Below are 19,593 nucleotides of genomic sequence, written 5' to 3'. Positions count from 1 at the left end.
AGCGTGTTTGTATTTTTACAGTAACAAATAGAAAACGTTCAGTTAACAGTAACGTGAAAGAGGCCGGAATTCAATTGTCGTTGTCTGATTTGCGCATGGCGGCAATATATTAATCCATTACTATTTTGCTGCCGCCATTCTGTTTATACAGATTTTAATTATTTCCGGTTATTAAGCGATTACCGGTGGCGTGAAGTTATTTCCGGTCATTTAAAATCAAATAATATTTATTATTTCCTGATGTTTTAAATACCGCACTCTGTTTCTCACCCGGGGTAAATCCATTATGAGTCATCAATCCGGCCACGATAATGAAAAATCCGGCGCTCCCGGCGAAATAAGCCGCCGCCGCTTTATACAGGTCAGTTCTGTATTATCTGCGGTGCCGTTTCTGGCATCCGAAAGTATTGCATCCGTACCGGCCAATCCGGCACATATTCCGGTTCATCAGACGGATGACGGCGTGCGCATTGTACCGACCTGCAGCAGTTTTGACTGCGGCGGGAAATGTGATATCCGCGCTCACATCAAAGACGGAAAAGCTATCCGCATCACAACCCGGCCGGATGCGGAACTCAATGAAGAGATGCCGATCATGCGGGCCTGTGTGCGCGGACGCGGCTACCGGAAATTTATTTATCATCCTGATCGCCTGAAATACCCGATGAAACGGGTCGGTAAGCGCGGTGAGGGACGTTTTGAACGTATCAGCTGGGAAGAAGCCACCAGCCTGATTGCCGCCGAATGGCAGCGCATCAGTGACAAATACGGCCCGGCATCGCGCTTTGTCAGCCTGAGTACCGGGGTGACCGGCGGGATTTTTTCCGGCGCGAATATGCTGCGCCGCCTGTTTAACCTGACCGGCGGTTTTCTGGAAAACTATCATTCCGTCAGTAACGGCAACACCATGGCGGCCACGCCCTATACTTATGGCACGGCGGCCAGCGGCAGCACACTCGATACCCTGGAAAATACGCCGCTGGTGATCCTGTGGGGACATAATCCGAACGAAACGATTTTCGGGCACAGTAACCACTATTTCCAGAAAATGAAAAAGAACGGCACCAAATTTGTTGTCGTTGATCCGCGCTATTCCGATACCGCTTCTTCGCTGGCGGATCAGTGGATACCGCTGCTGCCGACCACCGACAATGCCATGATGGATGCGATGATGTATGTCATCGTGACAGAAAATCTGCACGATCAGGCGTTTATTGATAAATACACTCTGGGTTTCCGTGAAGATCAGATGCCGGAAGGCGTGGCGGATAATGAATCACTGGTGGCGTATCTGACCGGTCAGAAAGACGGTGTGGTCAAAACCCCGGAATGGGCAGAAAAAATCACCAAAGTTCCGGCGGACACTATCCGTCAGCTGGCGCGTGAATATGCCACAACCAAACCGGCGGTGCTGATGCAGGGCTGGGGGCCGCAGCGTCATATCTGCGGTGAGCGCAGTGCGCGCGGGGCCACGCTGCTGGCAACCATCACCGGCAATGTCGGTGTGCGCGGCGGCTGGGCTGCGGGTTACGGCATGGCGCTGAATCCGGAACTGCGTAAAACCATCGCCGGACCAAAGCTGTTTGATAACCCGGTCAAAGCCAAAATCAACATCACCAACTGGGTGCAGGCGTGCGAAGACAAAACCCTGGTGACACCGGAGAACGGACTGAAAAATGCAGACAAACTCGACACCGAAATCAAAATGATTTTTTCGATGGCGGGTAACTACATGACCAACCAGAATACCGATATTCTTCATGCCGCCAGCGTGCTGGAGGATGAATCGAAAGTCGAATTTATCGTCTGCAGTGACCTCTATCTCACCCCGAGTGCGAAATATGCGGATCTGCTGCTGCCGGAAACCAGTTTTCTGGAACGCTGGAATATCGGCGGTACCTGGAGTTACGGCGATTATCTGATCCTGTCTGAAAAAGCCATTGAGCCGGAATTTGAACGGCGCACGGACTATGACTGGCTGTGTGAAGTGGCAGAGAAACTGGGTGTCCGTGATGAATTTACTGAAGGCCATGAAACGGATCGCGACTGGATAGAGTTTCTCGTCAATGATGCGGCACAGAAGCGCCCGGAAGATAACATTCCAACCTTTGATGAACTGCTGATCAAACGCCGTCATTTATTAACTCATCGTCCGCATACGCAGAACGTCGTGTTTGAGCAGAATATTCAGGATCCGGAAAACAACCCGTTCCCGACCCCGTCCGGCAAAATCGAGATTTTCTCCAAACGCCTGTATGACATGCACAATCCGGAGATCCCGGCGTTGTCTCATTATGTGGCGGCCACCGAGGGGCCGGAGGATAGTCTCACGGCGAGATACCCGTTACAGCTGATCACCTGGAAAGGGCGCAACCGCGCGAATTCCACCCAGTTTGCCAACCCGTGGTTACAGGAAGTGCAGCGCCAGGAGCTGTGGATCAACCCGGCGGATGCGGCTGATCGCGGCATCAGTGACGGTGAGAAAGTGAAAGTGCATAACGATCGCGGTATCACCATGATTGCGGTGAAAATCACACCGCGCATTATGCCGGGGGTGGTGGCATTACAGGCCGGCGCCTGGTGGCAACCGGACAGCGACGGCATTGATCAGGGCGGATGTGCCAATGTGCTCACCTCGTCACGCAGTACCGCGCTCGCCCACGGCAACGCGCACCAGACACTATTAGTTGAGGTGGAAAAAGCATGAGCAAATTCATTGTTTATCCGGCAGTCAGTGACAAACAATTAGGTTTCTATATTGATTCCGCCCGCTGCTCCGGCTGCAAGGCGTGTCAGGTGGCGTGCAAGGACAAAAATAATCTTGATGTCGGCCGCCGCTTCCGCCGCGTGTATGAAATGACCGGCGGCGGCTACAGCCGCAATAAAAACGGCGCGCTGATTAATAACGTGTTCGCCTATACGCTTTCCATCTCCTGTAACCACTGCAAAGATCCGATCTGCGTGCGCAACTGTCCGACAACTGCAATGCATAAGCGGGAAGGGGACGGCATTGTGATGGTTAATACCGATAAATGTGTCGGATGCGGTGCCTGTGCGTGGTCGTGTCCGTACGGCGCACCGCAGATGGATCCGGAAACGAAACAGATGTCGAAATGCGATTTCTGTATTGATCTTCAGCAGAATGGTGAGCAGCCGGTATGTGTCAGCACCTGTCCGCTCGGGGCGATTCAGTTCGGGCCAATTGAGGAACTGCGGGCGAAATACGGCTCACTCGATTACGTGACCGGACTGCCGGATCCCTCAATCACGCATCCGAATCTGGTGATCAATCCGCATCAGGGCGCGAATTTTGATGACATGAACAGTGAGAGAAAAGAAAAATGAATGAGTGGTCACTTTTAATTTTCACTTACATGATGAATGCGGCGGCGGGGCTGTGCGTTGTGAGCGGGGTGTTTGCCGTGCATCTCTGCCGCCGCCTCCCGGCAGACAGTTTTAAGCGCTTTATGATGCTGACGATTTTTATTATCTGCGCCATTGCAGGGGTGGGCTCAGTCGCGTCAATTACCCACCTCGGTGTGCCGCTCAATGCCCCGAATGCGATCAATAATGTGTTCAGTGCCTGGCTCAGCCGGGAAGTGGTGGTCACGGCGGCGTTTGTCGGCGCATTGGGTGTCAGTTTCCTCTGGTTGTGGAAAACGGGAAAATTCTCTTTCCTGTTATACGGCGGTGCGATGGCGATCGGGCTGGCGGATATTTTTTGTATGGCATCGATTTACCGCTATACCTCGATTCTGACCTGGAATGACATCAACACCTACCTGATGTTTTACGGCACAACACTGACACTCGGTGCCATCCTGTTTGTGCTGGTGGTGATGGTGATCCGGAAAGCCGGACACAGGGCCGGGATTATACTGCCCGCAGACGCACTGTCCTTATCACAGCAGTGGCTGCTGTGGAGTGTGATGGCGGTAAGTCTGATCGGGCGTCTGCTGTATCAGCCGTTTTATGCGCATTACCTGACCCGTACACAGCTGACACACAAATCAATCACATTCCCGCTGTCACCGATTGAGGCGTATGACAGTATTGCCGGGCTGCGGATTGGTGTCTGGGCAGCGGCGGTGATGGGGGTGACACTCTGCGGTATCTCTCTGGTGCGGGCACAGAAAAAAGCACACAGCGGTTTACCGGTCTGCGCCGGGTTTATCACCGACTGTTTGCTGACCATCGCGGCAGAGTTTATGCTGCGTTATGTGTTCTATTACATTCATATCTGACGGGGGATGTAATGAGTAAAACAGCCCACTATGCAGCCGCGTTTAACGTGCTGGGGATCTGTTATCTGTTCCCGCCGGATGATGACAGCAACCGGGCCGCTATGCGCCTGTTTACCCTGCCTGGATTTGCACAGCAGTGGCCGTGTGAGGTGGACAATACACTGTGTTCACAATTGAGCCGCACGGCGGGTGAGGGCACGGAGGTGCTGAAATCCGCATGGCAGTCGCTGTTTGCCGGGCCGGGGGCGTTACCGGCTCCGCCCTGGGGCTCGGTGTATCTGGATGCGGAAGGATTACTGCAGGGAGATTCGACCCTTGCGCTGAGCGCGTTCTTAAAACGGGAGCGGCTGAAACTGGATACCCCGTATCCGGAACCGGCGGACCATATCGGGCTGATTTTATTCCAGGCAGCGGTACTGGCCTCTGAAATGCGGAGCGCGGCAGTGAACACACTGCTCAGTCAGCATTTGATGAATTGGCTGCCGCGTTATGCGCAGCGGCTGGATACATACGGGCACAGTCCGTTTTACTCCGCGCTGACCCGGCTGGCGCTGACCACCGTGCAATCATTTATAAAAGCATAATATTCACAGTTATCGGTTTGATTACATTGCTCGTAATCTTATACGCCTCTTTCTCCGGAGGCGTATTTTTTTATCTGTTGTATTACGTATTTCTTTCTAAGTCGGATTCCCGGTTAGCCGTATATCACTGTTAATTTATCTTTCGGGTGCTATTATTCTTATGATTTCAAAAATGTAAAACTTTTATCATGATGATTGCTTTTAAAGGATAAGGAATATTCAAAATGGCATGGAAATACGATGTTGCAACACGGGCATTTTCACTGAACGGTGTACATAAATTTTATGCGGAATATGCCGGTGCGGAAGGGTACAAAAATGATTCAGCCAATGAATGTAAAGTGAATCAGGGGCCGCTGCCGCGCGGAACATACACCATCGGCGCACCTTTCACCCACAGCACTGCCGGAGCTTATACCCTGAGATTAACGCCGGATGCCGGTAATGATATGTGCGGCCGGTCAGGATTCCTGATCCACGGAGACAGTGTCAGTAATCCCGGGACGGCATCCACCGGTTGTATTGTGCTGATAAAATCCCGCAGAAAAGAAATCGTGGACAGTGGTGATACGGAGCTGATTGTCGAATGAAACTGAAATATTTATCGCCGCTGCTGTTATCACTGGTCAGTGCGCCGTTGTTTGCTGCACCGGATATTGTCAGTGAGTGCAGCAAACCGGGCCGCTCGGTTGACCGGGAAATGCAGATAGTGATGGAGCATACGCTTCACATTGATCTGAAACAGATTGATGCAGGCAAAACCAAAACAGAAATTCTGTCTGCTCAACCGGCCGGGGAATTGCTGATTTCTCAGCTTGCGCAGGAAACCTATGATTCCCTGACAGACAAATCCAAAAGTTCACCGGAATCCTATAAGAAACTGTTTTCCGCTAACCCGGCGTATAACCTGGTTTTACGGATCACGTATGTGAATAAAGATAATAAGAAGAATATCTTTATCGCCTCCGGACTGGCCGACAAAGATGAGTGCTCGGTGCACTTTAACGGCTGGCTGACAGAGCAGCGGGAATTCTGATCCGGTAAGATTCAGACAGCGGAAAGATACGGCGGCACCAGATCGTCCAGCAGGGCGATCAGTGCCGGATCACCGTAATGATAATCATCCGGGATCTCAAGGACATGAAGGGGTTTATGATCCAGCAGGCGGGTAAACTCTGCTTTCAGGCGGTTTTTATGTTTGTGCTCCATCACAAAAATCACATCAGCCCACTGAAGTAACGCCGGGGTAACCCGGCGTTTTGCATTGCGGCTGGTACCGGCTGAACGGACAGACCACTGCGGATGATTCCGCCAGTGATGTTCGGCAGTCGGGCTGCGCCATTGGTTGCGGCTGCAGATAAACAGGACATTCACAGACTCTTTTCCTCGTCGCAGGCGTTACGTGTCAGAACCGCCTGACTGATCTGCGGATATGCCATGCCTAACTGAGCCGCCCGGATCATCTTTTCACTGCGTCCGTACATCATTTTCCAGCATTTCTCTGCCGGATAATCATATAACGATGCGTCATGTTTCTGATCACGGGACTTATTGATACGGTTTTTGAATCTGCGCCAGGCGCGGTTTCGGGTGTTATCCATCTTTTTCTCTCTTTCAGAATTGAATTACCGGGTTCAGCAGCCGCGGTAATACGGAAAAAGAGTGGGCTAACAGAGGGAATTTTAAGCAGAAAAAAACAGAAAGCAAGCTGAAAAACAAAAACGCCCGGGCAGATGCCGGGCGTGACAGGTTATGCGGGCATTACAGCTCTGAGAAAGCGTAAGCGGCCGCATCAATGGTTTTGCGGATATCTTCGTCGCTGTGCGCGACAGACATAAATCCGGCCTCAAAGGCGGATGGTGCCAGGTAAATGCCCTGTTGCAGCATCAGGTGGAAGAATTTCTTAAAGCGCTCAACATCGCAGTTCATCACATCCTGATAGCAGGTGACTGCCGGTGCATCGGTAAAGAACAGGCCGAACATCCCGCCGACATGGTTAACCACAAACGGAATACCGGCTTCACGGGCTTTTTCGCACAGACCGTCTGCCAGCATATCCGTCAGTTCGGTCAGGCGCTGATGCACACCCGGCTGGGCAATTTCATGCAGGCAGGCAAGACCCGCCGCCATCGCGATCGGGTTACCGGACAGCGTTCCCGCCTGATAAACCGGGCCGGTCGGGGCGAGTTTTTCCATGATCTCACCGCGGCCACCGAAAGCGCCCACCGGCATTCCGCCGCCGATAATTTTACCCAGACAGGTCAGATCCGGCTCAACATCATAATGCGCCTGAGCACCACCCAGCGCGACACGGAAGCCGGTCATCACTTCATCGATAATCAGCAGCGCACCGAACTCATCACACAAGGCGCGCAGGCCGGGCAGGAAATCCGCTGACGGCGGTATACAGTTCATATTCCCGGCGACCGGCTCGACAATGATACAGGCGATGTCGTGCGGGTGTTTTTCAAACGCCTCACGGACAGAGCTCAGGTCATTGTAGGTACAGGTTAGTGTGTGTTTGGCAAAATCTGCCGGCACACCCGGTGAGTTCGGCTGGCCGATGGTCAGTGCGCCGGACCCGGCTTTGACCAGCAGGCAGTCTGCGTGTCCGTGGTAGCAGCCTTCAAATTTGATGATTTTATCGCGGGCGGTATAACCGCGTGCCAGACGAATCGCACTCATCGTGGCTTCGGTACCGGAGTTCACCATGCGCACCATATCCATGGACGGCACCAGTTCGGTGACAAATTTCGCCATTTCCACTTCGTCGGCAGTCGGAGCACCGAAACTCAGCCCTTTTTCCACCGCTTTGATGACAGCGGTGCGGATGGCCGGGTGATTATGCCCCAGCACCATCGGCCCCCAGGAGCCGACATAGTCGATATAGGCTTTGCCGTCGACATCATAAATATAAGCCCCGTTGGCGCGCTCGATAAACAGCGGCGTACCGCCGACACCGTTAAAGGCACGAACCGGTGAGTTCACACCACCCGGGATAAAATGTTGTGCTTCAGTATAGAGATTTTCAGAACGGCTCATGCAGGACTCCTGTCAGTCGGTGAGCGGGAAATTGCGGCTATTGTAAAGGAGAGCGGCGGTGAATCCAACTTATCGCATTATCCTCATGATAACTATATCCTTATTAATAGTGTGGACACTATGCTTTCTGTGTGGCGAAACTTGAACGATTGCCGGAGGTGGTGGATAATCAGCAGTAGTGTCCGGAAGCGGTCAGCTTCTGCGTGTGTTTACTGGTCGCGGCCAGTCTGGAGTAATAAATGAGCGATGATGCAGCAATGCCCCTGCAATTTACTGATGCGGCAGCTAAAAAAGTAAAAATCTTAATCGCGGATGAAGAAAATCCGAACCTGCGTCTGCGTGTGTATATCACCGGCGGCGGTTGCAGCGGTTTCCAGTATGGCTTCACGTTTGATGATGCCATCAATGACGGCGACATGACCATCGAAAAAGAAGGCGTGGCGCTGGTGGTTGATCCGATGAGCCTGCAATATCTGGTCGGCGGTTGTGTGGATTATACCGAAGGGCTGGAAGGTTCGCGGTTTATCGTCACCAACCCGAATGCCAAAACAACCTGTGGCTGTGGTTCTTCTTTCAGTATCTGATTTATCCGCAGACAAAAAACGGGCGCTCAGAAAGCGCCCGTTTTTTTATTCTGCTTTATCTGTGTTATAACGGATAAATAATAACGGTAAACCCCGTTACCGGCTGATGAAAGGAGCAGGAAATGAAACGGAATATATTGACCGGCATGGCGGTTACCTGTGTGTTGTTATTTCCTGTGATATCACAGGCGGAAACCAAAACCACCAAAGTGTATGTATCTGAAGTTGATAATGTACAGTATGCCTCGACGGCCGGTTATATTCTGGTGGATTTTAAAGGCAGGAAAGTACTGGAAAAACCGGATGAATTCAGTATGTATAATGATAATAAAAGTATGTTTATCGCAGAATACACCCGGTATTCATTCAGCTCACATTTCCTGGTGGAAGGGGATGTCCGTTATGGTGATTATGATCTTATCCCGGTTCACAATAATTACCGCTACGGAGAGACATTCCGGTTAATGAGCAAAGAAGGGAAACCGCAGGATTTCGTCAGATATAAAATTATTAATCTGTGTGACCCGGATGATACCTATACCGGCATGACCGGCGCTAACGGATTAACGGTCAGGTTCACCACGGAAAAACCCTGTGATGTCCGGCTGCTGACAGGCAACGATATTGACTGATATATCGCGCCTGCCGTAACAGTATTATATACAGCGTCCGGTTCAGCGGTTTACCGGTGTAATTTTTTCCGGCGGCAGCGGCATCCCGGCACAATCATCCTCTGTGACGTTCCGTTTATCCGGTACAGAACAGTCTTTACCAGTTACATTACCGTCATTATCATAACTGTAAGTCCAGCCGTGTCTCCGGTTATTACGCTCTGACATCATGTACTTTGTCATGCGTGTGTTCACAAAATAAAATCCGTTACTGAGACCGTCTTTATAATCGCGAAAATAAGTAACATCTCCGTATTTGTTATATTCAACACTCCGGCCGTCTAATTCATCGTTCTTGTAGTGCTCTTTTTTAGTCAGGATATTGTCGGTGTAGTATTCAGCATCACCGTGTTTTTTATCATCTTTATACTGTATTTTGTTTCTGACACTGCCGTCTGTATTAAAGGTTATCTGAATACCGTTTTTCATGCCCAGCCGGTAGTCTGTATGTCCGTTTACTTTTCCGTCTCCGCAGTTGTAGTCAGTTTCTTTTCCGTCTTTAAGGCCGTTTTTATATTCAGCGGTTAATTTTATTTTTGCTTTATCTTCGGATTTATTATCGTTCTCATCATAGACAATACAGTATTCAGCCGTAGTACCCGTAAAGGGAGCTGGTACTATCTGATAAAACTGTTCATCCAAAGATGCGAGTGTATTAACGTTAATAGTGTTATCTGATTTCTGATAATAAACCGGCGGAAAATCATCCGGGGTGAGTTTTTTATTTTCCGGGACGGGAGAGAGATAGTCATTATCATACCATGTTATAGCATAAGGCATTCCCGGCCAGGCATAACGGATAGCCCAGCCATATTGCTTATTACCTTTATAATGCCGGATTTCGGTAATTAAGCCGCTGTGACAATCATAATCAATGGCTTTGCCATTCAGTTCTCCGTCGTGAAATTCATAATAATGCTCTGCATTATCCGTTACGGTTTTCTGGTTGTTTTCGTTGCGGATACAATATTTTACCGCAGATCCGCTGAAGGTCTGAGCGGCACGCTGATAGGCAATATCGTCTTTATAGACGATTCTCTGTGAGGGTACGATATTATTGTCCGCTGCCGGTGAGGCAAATACCGTTCCGGCTGTTACTAACAGCAGCGGGGACAGAAGAATATTGCATTGTTTCATTTTATATCCTTAAAAAAACAGCATGCCATGTTAACAAACTAAAATAACGGAAAAACGTGTAAGTATAAATCAGATTTATACCGCAATAGTATTATGTGCCGGAAAACTGAGAGTGATTCCTGTTCCGCTTTTGCCGGTTTGCCGGAAATGTAACAAAATAATGCAAAAAATAATATTTCTGCAGATTTATGTTTTGCGGTCAGCGCTATTCCGGCGATTTTTTATTTTCAACCGGTTGTGTGTTTTTTCCTGCTTTTATGTTTTGAAATTCCGGTGATTTAACAACGTTTTCTCTTTTTTGGTTTCTGTTTTCCTGCATAAATATAATTGCACAGATAAGCATATCCGTTTAATTACATGACGTGAAAAATAATATTGATCCTGCTAAACATCTTTATATTCCATTCACTTACACTGAAAGTGTAAAAATAATACGACTTTACGGCGCACTATTTTCCGCAGCGTACGTTAAGGAATCTTCCATGATTTACCCGCTGACAGAACAGACCCCGGCCGTACAAAACAACGCTGTATTGCAGCGGTATGTGCTGCGTTATCTGGATATTGAAAAACAGACACAGCAGGCCATCGCACAGTACGGATTGTCTTTTGAATCGCCGTACCGGCGTCAGGCCGAAACGGACGCGCTGCGCCGTGAGGTGAAAGCGCTGGGAGCCGTGTTTGCCAATAACGGCAAAAGTATTCACAGCCGCTGGCTGTCATCCGCCTGTGTGCAGTGCCGCACCGGCGAGGGCAGTTACACCACGTTTTTATCCCTGAAATGTCACCGTGACTGTTATTTCTGCTTCAATCCGAATCAGGAAAATTACGACGGTTTTCAGCATGAGATGCGGGATGCCATTGGTGAAGTGAATGCGATCGCCACAGAAGGGTACCCGCTCACCCATATTGCCCTGACCGGCGGTGAGCCGCTGCTGTTTCGTCAGGAGAGCATCCGTTTTTTTGAGACGGTACAGGCGAAACTGCCCGGCGTTCATACCCGGCTGTATACCGCCGGTGATCCGCTGGATCGCAATACTGCGCTGGCACTGGCGAAAGCCGGTCTGAAGGAGGTGCGTTTCAGTATCAAGATTGATGATCCGCCGGAGAAAATTGAAAAGGTTCTCAGCCGGATAGCGCTGGCGCGGGAGATTTTCCCGGATGTGATGGTGGAAATGCCGGTGATCCCGGGCAGTGAAGATCAGATGTATGACCTGCTGCTGAAGCTGGATGCTATCGGCGTGGACGGCATCAATCTGCTGGAATTCTGTTTCCCGCTGACCAACAGCCCGGCCTATCAGGAACGGGGCTTTGCCCTGAAAAATCCCCCTTATGAAGTCTATTACAACTACTGGTACGCCGGTGGTCTGGCGGTGGCAGACAGTGAGCTGGCTTGTCTGCGGGTGCTGAAATATGCCCTTGAAAATCAGCTTTCCGTTGGTGTGCATTACTGCTCGCTGGAGAACAAACACACCGGCCAGGTGTATCAGAGTAATGCATTTATCAGCGCGGAGCCGTATTACCTGTTTTCTTCCCGCGATTACTTTTTCAAAAGCGCCAAGGTGTTCGGTGAGGACTGTGCTGCCGTCGCGGCAGCGTTGCGTAAGGCGGATATTCCGTTCCGTGAAGATCTCCTGCACGGTTTTTTACAATTTAGTCCTGAATCGATTATGCGCCTGACAGACACCCCTGAACTGCCTGTTCTGCTGACATCCCATATTGCGGAAGCCGATGAGCAGGGCAATCCCCTGATTAAAGAAGTGCGGGTGGAATTCACCACGCCCGCTGAATTTTCGCCCGACGATATCCACGGAGGTATGTGTGAACAGTGATAACCGGGATCCGGATTATCTGTATGCGCGTCAGTTTGCTTATGACGTTCTGCGCCGTCTGCTGACGGACGAACCGACAGCGGAACTGCTGGTTTATCTGCGTGATGAGGGGTTGTCACTGTTTCCGGCAGATGATGAGCTCCCCGCCATGCAGAGTGCGCTCGATGCCATGCAGGATGATCTGAACACCCGCATGCTCAAACGCGGCGCCTCCGGTTTTGAGGCACTGCACTGGGATTTCACGCGCCTGTTTATCGGGCCGGAATCGCCGCCTGCACCGCCGTGGGAGTCAGTTTATGTCTCCCGCGACAAACTGCTGTTTCAGGAAAGTACCCTGAATGTGAAAACCTTTTATCAGCAAAACGGTTTTCATCTGCCGGAAACGGAGTATGAGGCGGCGGATCATATCGGCTATGAGCTTGATTTCCTTTGGAAACTGAGCGAACAGGCGTCACAGGAGCTCGACCGGGAACAGGCGATGTGTGAGCGCATTACTGCGCCGCTGGCTGTTTCCTCTGACTTTATGCAGGCACATCTGCTGGCGTTTATCACGCCGTTTTGCCGTGAACTGAATAATCACGCGGAGACCGCGTTTTATCGTCAGCTCAGCACACTTCTGGAAGTCTTTGTCCGGAGTGATTATAAGAAAATCAATGAATTAATAAACTTACAATAATAATTTAAAAACCTGATGATGAGGTAAGAGCAATGTCAGACAGACAGAAAACCGGCGTAACCCGCCGTTCATTTCTGAAATGGACGTCGGCGGCATCCGCCATGGCGGCACTGCCGCTGAGCAGACAACTTCATGCCGCCACTCCGGCACCGGCACAAACCACCCCGGCGGCAGCGCCAGCCGCCAAAGGGCAGTGGAAACCTGTCGCCTGCTGGCATAACTGCGGCGGGCGCTGTGTTAACAAAGCACTGGTGGCCGATGGTGTGGTGGTCAGACAAAAAACCGATGATGTGGTGGCGGATTCCCCGGACTTCCCGCAGCAGCGCGGGTGTCTGCGCGGGCGTTCCCAGCGCAAACAGGTGTTCGGGGCCGATCGCCTGAAATACCCGATGAAACGCAAAAACTGGGCACCGGGCGGCGGGGACAAAACCCTGCGCGGACGTGACCAGTGGGTGCGTATCAGCTGGGACGAGGCACTGGATATTGTGGCCTCCGAAACCAAACGCATCACCGGACAATACGGCAATGAATCCCTCTGGGTCACCGGCGGTAACGGCACGGATTTCCAGAGTGTGTTCTCCGCCGCCGGGGGCTTTACCGGTGACTGGGGTACCACCTCCTGGGGCGCATGGTTTGAAACCCCGGCCCATCTGGGGCTGCTGGAGGGATTCTATACCTTCGGCACCAATGACCGTTTTGATATGCGTAACTCACAGCTGATTGTGATGTGGGGCGCGAACCCGGCGTGGTCCAGCCCGGGCAGCCCGACTTATAACTATTATCAGGCGAAAAAAGCCGGGGCGCGTTTTATCAGTATCGACCCGAGCTATACCGCCACCGCAGAGCTGATGGATGCGGACTGGTATCCGATCAACCCGGGGACAGACCACGCGCTGGCGCTGGGGATTATGCATGCACTGCTGGAGATGGACAGCCCGGAAAATCCGCTGATCGACTGGGAATTCCTGCGCCGCTGCACCGTCGGTTTTGATGAGAGCAATATGCCGTCAGGGGCAGATCCGAAGAAAAACTTTAAGGATTATCTGCTCGGCACCTACACCGGCAAGCCAACCACGCCGGAATGGGCGGCGGATATCTGCGGTATTTCCGCATCGGACATCCGCTCGCTGGCTCGCCAGATCGGCGGTACACAGCGTGTGGCACTGTTAACCGGCTGGGCACCAGCGCGTATTCATAACGGTGAGGGGTGGGTTCAGGCATTCTCAACACTCGGATTTATGACCGGACACATGGGCCGCCCGGGCCGTATGACCGGCGCGTGCTGTCACTATGCCGCCGGGAACAACGGTACCCGTCTGGTGATGGCCGGAGCGAACGGCTTACCGGCGGTGAAAAACCCGGTCACTCTGAAAATCAACCACAACGAACTGAACCGCGCTCTGCTGGAGAAAAAATTCCGTCAGCGCGGCGTGGGGGATGTGGATGCCAATATCCAGATGATTTTCCACCCGTTTAACGCCACTTTACAGACCCGCGCCAACATTATGCAGGGAATCGAGGCTTACCGCAGCGGTGTGGAATTTATCGCGACCGCAGCGTATGTCCCGCATACCTGCGCGAAATATTCCGATGTGATCCTGCCGGTGACAACTGAGTGGGAACGCGAGGGAACCATTCTTAACCCGAGTAACCGCGAAGTCATCATTGCTGCGGTGAATGTGACTCAGCCGCTGTATGAAGCGAAAAGCGACCAGTGGATCGCCAAAGAGCTGGGTAAACGCCTTGGTGTCAATGTGGATGAGATCTTCCCGATCTCCGAAAAACAGCAGTTCTTCAATAAACTCAACGGTGCAACCATTATTACCGAGGATGGTGTCACCAAAGCGCCGCTGTTTACCATCACACAGGCAGATATTGATGAGTGGCAGGTGACCGGCACACCACAGGAAGGGCGCATCACCCTGAATGAATTCCTGACCAAAGGGAAGTATCAGGTGGAACGCACCCCGGATGATAATTACGGCTATATCGCGTATGAGGACTTTATCCGTGATCCGGCGGCGAATCCGCGTCCGACCCCGAGCGGTAAGTTTGAAATCTACTGCGAAACCCTGGTGGAGAAAGCGAAAGAGTGCGGCTGGTCAGAATTACCGCCGATCGCCGAATACATCCCGTCCGCCAGCGGCTATGAAGCCAGCTTTAAAGATTTCAGCAAAAAAGAGAAAGGGGATTATCCGTTCCAGGTTTATAACCCGCACTATCTTCGCCGTTCACACAGTACCCTGGATAACGTGCCGTGGCTGCGCGAGCAGTGGCCGAGCCCGATCTACATTAATGCCTCCGATGCCAAACGTCTGGATATTAAACAAGGCGAAACCGTCCTTGTGACCAGCCCGCAGGGCAAAATTCTGCGTCCGGCACTGGTAACCCAGACCATGAAACCGGGCGTGGTTGCACTGCCGCACGGCAGCTGGACCAATGTGGATGAAACCACCGGGATTGATATGGCCGGGGCGGATAACACCCTGACCATTCAGGTACCGACCGGACTGGGCACCTCCGGGTGGAACACGATGCTGTGTAATATCGAAAAATGGCACGGTGAGCAATTAACTGACGATGCGCGTCTGCCGCAGCGGATTATCGGATAAGGGGCACAGACATGGATAACCAAGTTGGATTTTATATAAATGTCGCCGCCTGCATCGGGTGCAAAACCTGTGTTGTGGCGTGCAAGGATAAGAACGATCTCGAGGTCGGGCGTAATTTCCGCCGGGTGTATGATATCGAGGCCGGGGAATATCCGCGCCCGCGCCGCTGGCATCTCTCCATTGCCTGTAACCATTGTGACGATCCGCAGTGCGTCAGCCATTGTCCGACAACCGCAATGCATAAGCGGGAAGAGGACGGGGTGGTGCTGGTGGATCATGATAAGTGTGTGGGCTGCCGTTACTGTACCTGGGCCTGTCCGTATGAAGCACCGCAGTTTGATCCGGCGATCGGTATGATGACCAAGTGTGATACCTGTCTGGATCTGCGGGAGCAGGGCGGTAATCCGATGTGTGTGGATTCCTGTCCGATGCGCGCCATTGAGTTCGGTCTGATCAGCGAACTGCGCAAAAAATACGGCACCAATGCCGATATCGGCGGTCTGCCGAGCTCATCCATTACCCGGCCGAACCTGGTTGTCGGCACCAAAGGATAAGGAGAATGATCATGCATGAACTGCCTCTTGTTATATTCACCTTATTTATGCAGGCTTCGGTCGGCTGTCTGGTGATCACGCTGCTTTGTTATTTCCGTCTGTTCGGCTGCACGGATGCCCGCACCGGGATGAAATGGGTGCGTGTTCCGCTGGTTGCTTCTTTCCTGCTGGGCTGTGTCGGATTACTCGGCTCCCTGTTCCATATGGGGAATCCGTTCCATATGTTTTACACCATGCTGCACGTCTCGACTTCATGGATGAGCCGTGAAGTCTGGGCGACTGCCATTTATATGGCGCTGCTGTTCTTCAGTGTCGCGCTGCTGCTGTTAAAACAGAAGGTGAACGGTTTCCTGCTGCTGTTAAGTGCGGCAGCGGGGCTGGTATATATGTATGCGATGTCCGCACTGTATGCGAATACCCTGTTTAACCTGTGGGGCGGGCTGTTTACCTATGCCGGATTCTTCGGCACGGTGCTGCTGACCGGCGGGATGATTGCAGGTCTGCTGCTGGTGACGGCACTGGGCTTTGCCCGTGAGGATGTGCTGATTCAGCGTGTGGTGAAGATTTCCCTCGCCGCCGGCGTGGCCGGACTGCTGCTGATGCTGCTGGGCGCATTATCACTGCTCGGCAATATCGGTGAGCCAATCTACGCCGGGATGACTCCGCGTGTTATGCCGGAAGGGCTGCTGAACCTGAATATCATCCGTGTGGTGCTGATCGGGCTGGGGATGTTCTTTGCCGGTCGTCTGCTGTGTCAGAAAAATGCACAGGTCACTAACGGCACACTGATGATGGCTCTGGCGGCCATCAGTGTATTTGCCGGTGAAGCGGTCGGGCGTGTGGTGTTCTTCTCACTCGGCGCGTAATACGCTGCATGAAACAAAAAATCCGGGCGTGAGAGCGTCCGGATTTTTTTTATCAGCGGGTCAGAATCACATCCCCTAAGATATTGTCTTTCAGCAGGCCGCCGTTTTTCGCCCGGAACAGCACAAAATCAATATCCCGTGCCTGATAGCGCTCACGCAGAATGGTGGTGATCTCTTTGATCCCCTTACCCTGCAGTAATCCGTCAATCATCATCGCCAGCAGCAGCGACTGGTCACTGTAGGTCAGCGGATTGAGCGATCCCATTACCCGGTTGAGATAGTGATCAAAAACCGGCAGCGGGTTTTCCGGATGTTCGCGGTTCAGTTTAATCTGCACGTCGATCACGGTATTAAAATCAAGACCGTAATGCGCAATCCGGTCGCGCAGATCATTAACATAGCGATCGATATCATCGGAATAGAGGGTACTGATGGTACCGCTGAAATTAAACAGATTCATGCCGTTCAGGCGCTGCAGAATATAAATGGCAATATAAAGATTGTAGCGTGACGGGATCAGCAGACAGTTATCAATCCACCAGACCAGCACATGATGCGGGCTGATGCTGTCATCAATATATTTGACCGGCGGATAGATCATTATTTCTGTATCACTTAACTCACCGAGGTGCGTCTGGATCAGATTATCCACCTGACGCCACTCCAGCCCGCCGCTGCCGCAACCGAGTGCCGGAATTGCCACGGATTTCAGCCCCTGTTTTTTAATCAGGGCTTTCAGTTCACGCAGACCACTTTCGATAAATTCATAACCGGAAGGAGAATCCCATTTATTCCGGGTCGGGAAATTAATAATTTTACGGCCGTGTTCATCAGTCACTGATAACTGGCCGGCACCTATTTTATTTTCTTTGCATAAAGCTTCATAGGCGCGTGCATTTACCGGATAATCCAGTCTGAACTGATAGGCAATTCCTTTTCCCATAACGCCCTGACAATTAACGGCATTTACCAGCGCCTGAGCATCAGATCTCAGTAAATCACCTTTGAGGTATTTAATCATCGTTACAGTCCGTTTCTTTATTCAGTCTGTAACATTGTCGCCTGCTCCGGCGCTGACGGGTATCGGAATTTTCTTGGGTTTGCTGAATAAGAATAGTCACGGATAACTAAGTAATAATAACGGAAAAGATAAAAATAAATTAAATATAAAGAAATAAAACAGTAAGACTGAAATAAAATAATAAAAAATATAATATGCCGCATAATAAACGGCATATTGTTAACACGATATATTCATATCAGGTGTTATTTATTTTCTCACATAATTCTTCCGCCGCCTTTAACAGCCGGGGGGTGCCGCGCTGGAACCAGTCGGCATTAATCGTAATCACCGGCACATCAAGCTGCGGAGACCAGAAGCGCTTTACATTCTCCACTTCGCGGTTATCCCCGGAGATAAGGATCATGTCCGGTCTGCGGGTCAGTACCTGCTCGCGGTTAACCTGCGGCCAGGGCACCGGGCTGTCGGCAAACACGTTTTTACCGCGGCACAGTGTCACCACTTCACTTTGCAGTGTGGTACCTGACGCGGTGAAAATCGGGTTCTGACCAAACTGGAGGAAAATCAGTTTCTCCGGTTTATCGCCGTAGCGGGTTTTCAGGGCGCTAATCCCGCTGCGCATATCGGCAGCCGCTTTTTTCGCCAGTGCCGGTTGCGGACTGTAAGGCGCGAGGCGATCCAGATCATCCGCAATTTCATCAATATTGCGCGGATCAAAATACTCGACTTTGATCCCGAGATGTTCCAGCTGACTCAGCGGGCGCTGCGGGTTGCCGCCGCGCCAGGCCATGATCAGATCCGGTTTCAGGGCAATAATGCGCTCAAGGTTCAGTCCCTGCCAGCTGGACACCTGTTCGATGTTTTTCGCTTCCGGCGGGTAATCCGCGTTAGCACTGACACCGACCAGGTTCTCCCCCAGACCGGCGGCATACGCCATCTCCGCCAGTGACGGGGAAAGCGCGATCACCCGCTGTGCCGCTGCCTGAGTCCCGCAGGCTGCCAGCAGAAGCAGCAGTCCGGCGAGGCGCAATGTTGGTTTTATCATTTCAGTGAATCAATATTGGCGAGGATTTCCGCCACCATCAGAGACGACTGCTTTGCTGCCAGCGGCAGAAACTCATCAAAACTGAGATGCGAGGCTTTATCTGCCACATCAGAGATAGCGCGGACCACCACAAACGGTACCTGATACTGATGGCAGACGTGGCCGATGGCCGCACATTCCATTTCCACTGCCACTACTGACGGGAAGGTGGCACGGATACGCGCCAGCGGCTCTGCGCCGTTGATAAAGGCATCACCGCTGCAAATCAGGCCGCGTACCGCGTTCAGGCCGAGGGTCTGAATGCATTTTTCAGTCAGTGCGATAAGACCGGCATCAGCAATAAAGGCCGGCGGGCATTGTGCCATCTGGCCCGGTTCATAACCGAAGGCAGTGACATCCGCATCGTGATAACGGACTTCCGAGGAGACAACAATGTCGCCGACATTCAGATGCGGCGCGAGGCCACCGGCAGAACCGGTATTAATCACCACATCCGGCTTGCACAGTTCCAGCAGCAGGGTGGTACCGATCGCTGCGGCAACTTTGCCGATACCGGATTTGAGCAGTGCAACATCAACACCGTTAATCTGACCGGTATAGATTTCGCAGCCGCCGTGGCGGAGGGTTTGCATGTTGGTAATCTGATCACGCAGCAGGGTTACTTCCTGCTCCATCGCACCTATGATACCGACTTTCATTATGTCATACTCCCTGAATAGAAATTG

At 51.7% G+C, this 19,593-nt stretch carries 20 protein-coding genes; 13 read left to right on the top strand and 7 right to left on the bottom strand.

From position 1 onward, the window contains the following. Positions 1–286 precede the first annotated feature (286 nt). The 6 genes from AB7038_RS13865 (at position 287) to AB7038_RS13840 (ending at position 5,864) form a co-directional block, all read left to right on the top strand. Complete coding sequence (locus AB7038_RS13865) at positions 287–2,707, top strand: DMSO/selenate family reductase complex A subunit (protein WP_369453506.1); 2,421 nt, start codon at positions 287–289, stop codon at positions 2,705–2,707. Further along, positions 2,704–3,345 carry a DMSO/selenate family reductase complex B subunit gene (locus tag AB7038_RS13860; protein ID WP_354621644.1) on the top strand — a complete coding sequence of 214 codons (642 nt, stop codon included), beginning with the start codon at positions 2,704–2,706 and terminating at the stop codon, positions 3,343–3,345. Before AB7038_RS13865 ends, AB7038_RS13860 begins: the two co-directional genes overlap by 4 nt. After that, positions 3,342–4,244: a dimethyl sulfoxide reductase anchor subunit family protein gene (locus AB7038_RS13855; RefSeq protein ID WP_369453505.1), complete on the top strand. Its 903-nt coding sequence runs from the start codon at positions 3,342–3,344 to the stop codon at positions 4,242–4,244. The genes AB7038_RS13860 and AB7038_RS13855 overlap by 4 nt, the downstream gene beginning before the upstream one ends. Before the next feature lie 11 nt (positions 4,245–4,255). Continuing rightward, positions 4,256–4,828, top strand: coding sequence for a molecular chaperone TorD family protein (locus AB7038_RS13850; protein ID WP_368890009.1), 573 nt, complete (start codon positions 4,256–4,258; stop codon positions 4,826–4,828). Positions 4,829–5,052: 224 nt separating this feature from the next. Next, positions 5,053–5,418, top strand: coding sequence for a tlde1 domain-containing protein (locus AB7038_RS13845; protein WP_368890008.1), 366 nt, complete (start codon positions 5,053–5,055; stop codon positions 5,416–5,418). After that, complete coding sequence (locus AB7038_RS13840; protein WP_349418826.1) at positions 5,415–5,864, top strand: hypothetical protein; 450 nt, start codon at positions 5,415–5,417, stop codon at positions 5,862–5,864. Before AB7038_RS13845 ends, AB7038_RS13840 begins: the two co-directional genes overlap by 4 nt. A gap of 11 nt (positions 5,865–5,875) precedes the next feature. Here AB7038_RS13840 and AB7038_RS13835 read toward each other — a convergent pair whose 3' ends face one another. The 3 genes from AB7038_RS13835 to hemL form a co-directional block, all read right to left on the bottom strand. Then, positions 5,876–6,202, bottom strand: coding sequence for a low molecular weight protein tyrosine phosphatase family protein (locus tag AB7038_RS13835; RefSeq protein ID WP_368890006.1), 327 nt, complete (start codon positions 6,200–6,202; stop codon positions 5,876–5,878). After that, positions 6,199–6,429 carry a hypothetical protein gene (locus tag AB7038_RS13830; protein ID WP_072871937.1) on the bottom strand — a complete coding sequence of 77 codons (231 nt, stop codon included), beginning with the start codon at positions 6,427–6,429 and terminating at the stop codon, positions 6,199–6,201. The genes AB7038_RS13835 and AB7038_RS13830 overlap by 4 nt, the downstream gene beginning before the upstream one ends. Before the next feature lie 160 nt (positions 6,430–6,589). Next, positions 6,590–7,870: a glutamate-1-semialdehyde 2,1-aminomutase gene (hemL, locus tag AB7038_RS13825; RefSeq protein ID WP_072871936.1), complete on the bottom strand. Its 1,281-nt coding sequence runs from the start codon at positions 7,868–7,870 to the stop codon at positions 6,590–6,592. Between the two features lie 239 nt (positions 7,871–8,109). Here hemL and erpA point away from each other — a divergent pair, with 239 nt between their 5' ends. Together erpA and AB7038_RS13815 are read left to right on the top strand one after the other, a co-directional pair. After that, on the top strand, positions 8,110–8,454 hold the full coding sequence (erpA, locus tag AB7038_RS13820) for an iron-sulfur cluster insertion protein ErpA (protein ID WP_025154003.1): 345 nt from the start codon (positions 8,110–8,112) through the stop codon (positions 8,452–8,454). A gap of 122 nt (positions 8,455–8,576) precedes the next feature. Continuing rightward, a complete protein-coding gene (locus AB7038_RS13815; RefSeq protein WP_368890005.1) occupies positions 8,577–9,086 on the top strand; it encodes a hypothetical protein in 510 nt (169 codons plus the stop codon). Between the two features lie 42 nt (positions 9,087–9,128). Here AB7038_RS13815 and AB7038_RS13810 read toward each other — a convergent pair whose 3' ends face one another. Then, entirely contained in the window at positions 9,129–10,262 is a 1,134-nt protein-coding gene (locus AB7038_RS13810; protein WP_369453504.1) for a toxin-antitoxin system YwqK family antitoxin, read from the bottom strand. Positions 10,263–10,744: 482 nt separating this feature from the next. Between AB7038_RS13810 and AB7038_RS13805 the strand changes: the two genes are divergently transcribed. Genes AB7038_RS13805 through AB7038_RS13785 form a run of 5 tightly spaced genes read left to right on the top strand, consistent with a single transcriptional unit; the run spans position 10,745 to position 16,802 of the window. Next, positions 10,745–12,094, top strand: a complete 1,350-nt coding sequence (locus tag AB7038_RS13805; RefSeq protein WP_369453503.1) for a radical SAM protein — start codon at positions 10,745–10,747, stop codon at positions 12,092–12,094. Then, a complete protein-coding gene (locus AB7038_RS13800; RefSeq protein ID WP_368890002.1) occupies positions 12,084–12,770 on the top strand; it encodes a molecular chaperone in 687 nt (228 codons plus the stop codon). Before AB7038_RS13805 ends, AB7038_RS13800 begins: the two co-directional genes overlap by 11 nt. Positions 12,771–12,802: 32 nt before the next feature. Next, entirely contained in the window at positions 12,803–15,382 is a 2,580-nt protein-coding gene (locus AB7038_RS13795; protein WP_072871931.1) for a molybdopterin-dependent oxidoreductase, read from the top strand. An 11-nt stretch (positions 15,383–15,393) separates the two neighbouring features. Continuing rightward, complete coding sequence (locus tag AB7038_RS13790) at positions 15,394–15,936, top strand: DMSO/selenate family reductase complex B subunit (RefSeq protein WP_004235968.1); 543 nt, start codon at positions 15,394–15,396, stop codon at positions 15,934–15,936. A gap of 11 nt (positions 15,937–15,947) precedes the next feature. Next, a complete protein-coding gene (locus AB7038_RS13785) occupies positions 15,948–16,802 on the top strand; it encodes a dimethyl sulfoxide reductase anchor subunit family protein (RefSeq protein WP_368890000.1) in 855 nt (284 codons plus the stop codon). A 52-nt stretch (positions 16,803–16,854) separates the two neighbouring features. Here the strand turns inward: AB7038_RS13785 and AB7038_RS13780 are convergent, their stop codons facing one another. The 3 genes from AB7038_RS13780 to mtnN form a co-directional block, all read right to left on the bottom strand. Continuing rightward, positions 16,855–17,823 (bottom strand): macro domain-containing protein, encoded by a 969-nt coding sequence (locus tag AB7038_RS13780; RefSeq protein WP_368889999.1) that lies wholly within the window; start codon positions 17,821–17,823, stop codon positions 16,855–16,857. A gap of 238 nt (positions 17,824–18,061) precedes the next feature. After that, the gene (gene btuF, locus AB7038_RS13775; protein ID WP_368889998.1) at positions 18,062–18,868 is read right to left on the bottom strand and encodes a vitamin B12 ABC transporter substrate-binding protein BtuF; all 807 of its coding nucleotides are present in this window, start codon (positions 18,866–18,868) and stop codon (positions 18,062–18,064) included. Then, positions 18,865–19,566, bottom strand: coding sequence for a 5'-methylthioadenosine/S-adenosylhomocysteine nucleosidase (gene mtnN / locus AB7038_RS13770; RefSeq protein ID WP_369453502.1), 702 nt, complete (start codon positions 19,564–19,566; stop codon positions 18,865–18,867). Before mtnN ends, btuF begins: the two co-directional genes overlap by 4 nt. Between the last annotated feature and the right edge of the window lie 27 nt (positions 19,567–19,593).

Origin of the sequence: Morganella morganii, assembly GCF_041099235.1 — a bacterium.
Classification (GTDB): domain Bacteria; phylum Pseudomonadota; class Gammaproteobacteria; order Enterobacterales; family Enterobacteriaceae; genus Morganella; species Morganella morganii_E.
Note: the sequence above shows the minus strand (reverse complement) of the source record. Positions and strands in the feature narration are given on the sequence as shown.

Coding starts and splice junctions, on each gene's coding strand:
- AB7038_RS13865 (WP_369453506.1), top strand. CDS start 287: ATGAGTCATCAATCCGGCCACGATAATGAAAAATCCGGCGCTCCCGGC.
- AB7038_RS13860 (WP_354621644.1), top strand. CDS start 2,704: ATGAGCAAATTCATTGTTTATCCGGCAGTCAGTGACAAACAATTAGGT.
- AB7038_RS13855 (WP_369453505.1), top strand. CDS start 3,342: ATGAATGAGTGGTCACTTTTAATTTTCACTTACATGATGAATGCGGCG.
- AB7038_RS13850 (WP_368890009.1), top strand. CDS start 4,256: ATGAGTAAAACAGCCCACTATGCAGCCGCGTTTAACGTGCTGGGGATC.
- AB7038_RS13845 (WP_368890008.1), top strand. CDS start 5,053: ATGGCATGGAAATACGATGTTGCAACACGGGCATTTTCACTGAACGGT.
- AB7038_RS13840 (WP_349418826.1), top strand. CDS start 5,415: ATGAAACTGAAATATTTATCGCCGCTGCTGTTATCACTGGTCAGTGCG.
- AB7038_RS13830 (WP_072871937.1), bottom strand. CDS start 6,429: ATGGATAACACCCGAAACCGCGCCTGGCGCAGATTCAAAAACCGTATC.
- hemL (WP_072871936.1), bottom strand. CDS start 7,870: ATGAGCCGTTCTGAAAATCTCTATACTGAAGCACAACATTTTATCCCG.
- erpA (WP_025154003.1), top strand. CDS start 8,110: ATGAGCGATGATGCAGCAATGCCCCTGCAATTTACTGATGCGGCAGCT.
- AB7038_RS13815 (WP_368890005.1), top strand. CDS start 8,577: ATGAAACGGAATATATTGACCGGCATGGCGGTTACCTGTGTGTTGTTA.
- AB7038_RS13810 (WP_369453504.1), bottom strand. CDS start 10,262: ATGAAACAATGCAATATTCTTCTGTCCCCGCTGCTGTTAGTAACAGCC.
- AB7038_RS13805 (WP_369453503.1), top strand. CDS start 10,745: ATGATTTACCCGCTGACAGAACAGACCCCGGCCGTACAAAACAACGCT.
- AB7038_RS13795 (WP_072871931.1), top strand. CDS start 12,803: ATGTCAGACAGACAGAAAACCGGCGTAACCCGCCGTTCATTTCTGAAA.
- AB7038_RS13790 (WP_004235968.1), top strand. CDS start 15,394: ATGGATAACCAAGTTGGATTTTATATAAATGTCGCCGCCTGCATCGGG.
- AB7038_RS13785 (WP_368890000.1), top strand. CDS start 15,948: ATGCATGAACTGCCTCTTGTTATATTCACCTTATTTATGCAGGCTTCG.
- AB7038_RS13780 (WP_368889999.1), bottom strand. CDS start 17,823: ATGATTAAATACCTCAAAGGTGATTTACTGAGATCTGATGCTCAGGCG.
- btuF (WP_368889998.1), bottom strand. CDS start 18,868: ATGATAAAACCAACATTGCGCCTCGCCGGACTGCTGCTTCTGCTGGCA.
- mtnN (WP_369453502.1), bottom strand. CDS start 19,566: ATGAAAGTCGGTATCATAGGTGCGATGGAGCAGGAAGTAACCCTGCTG.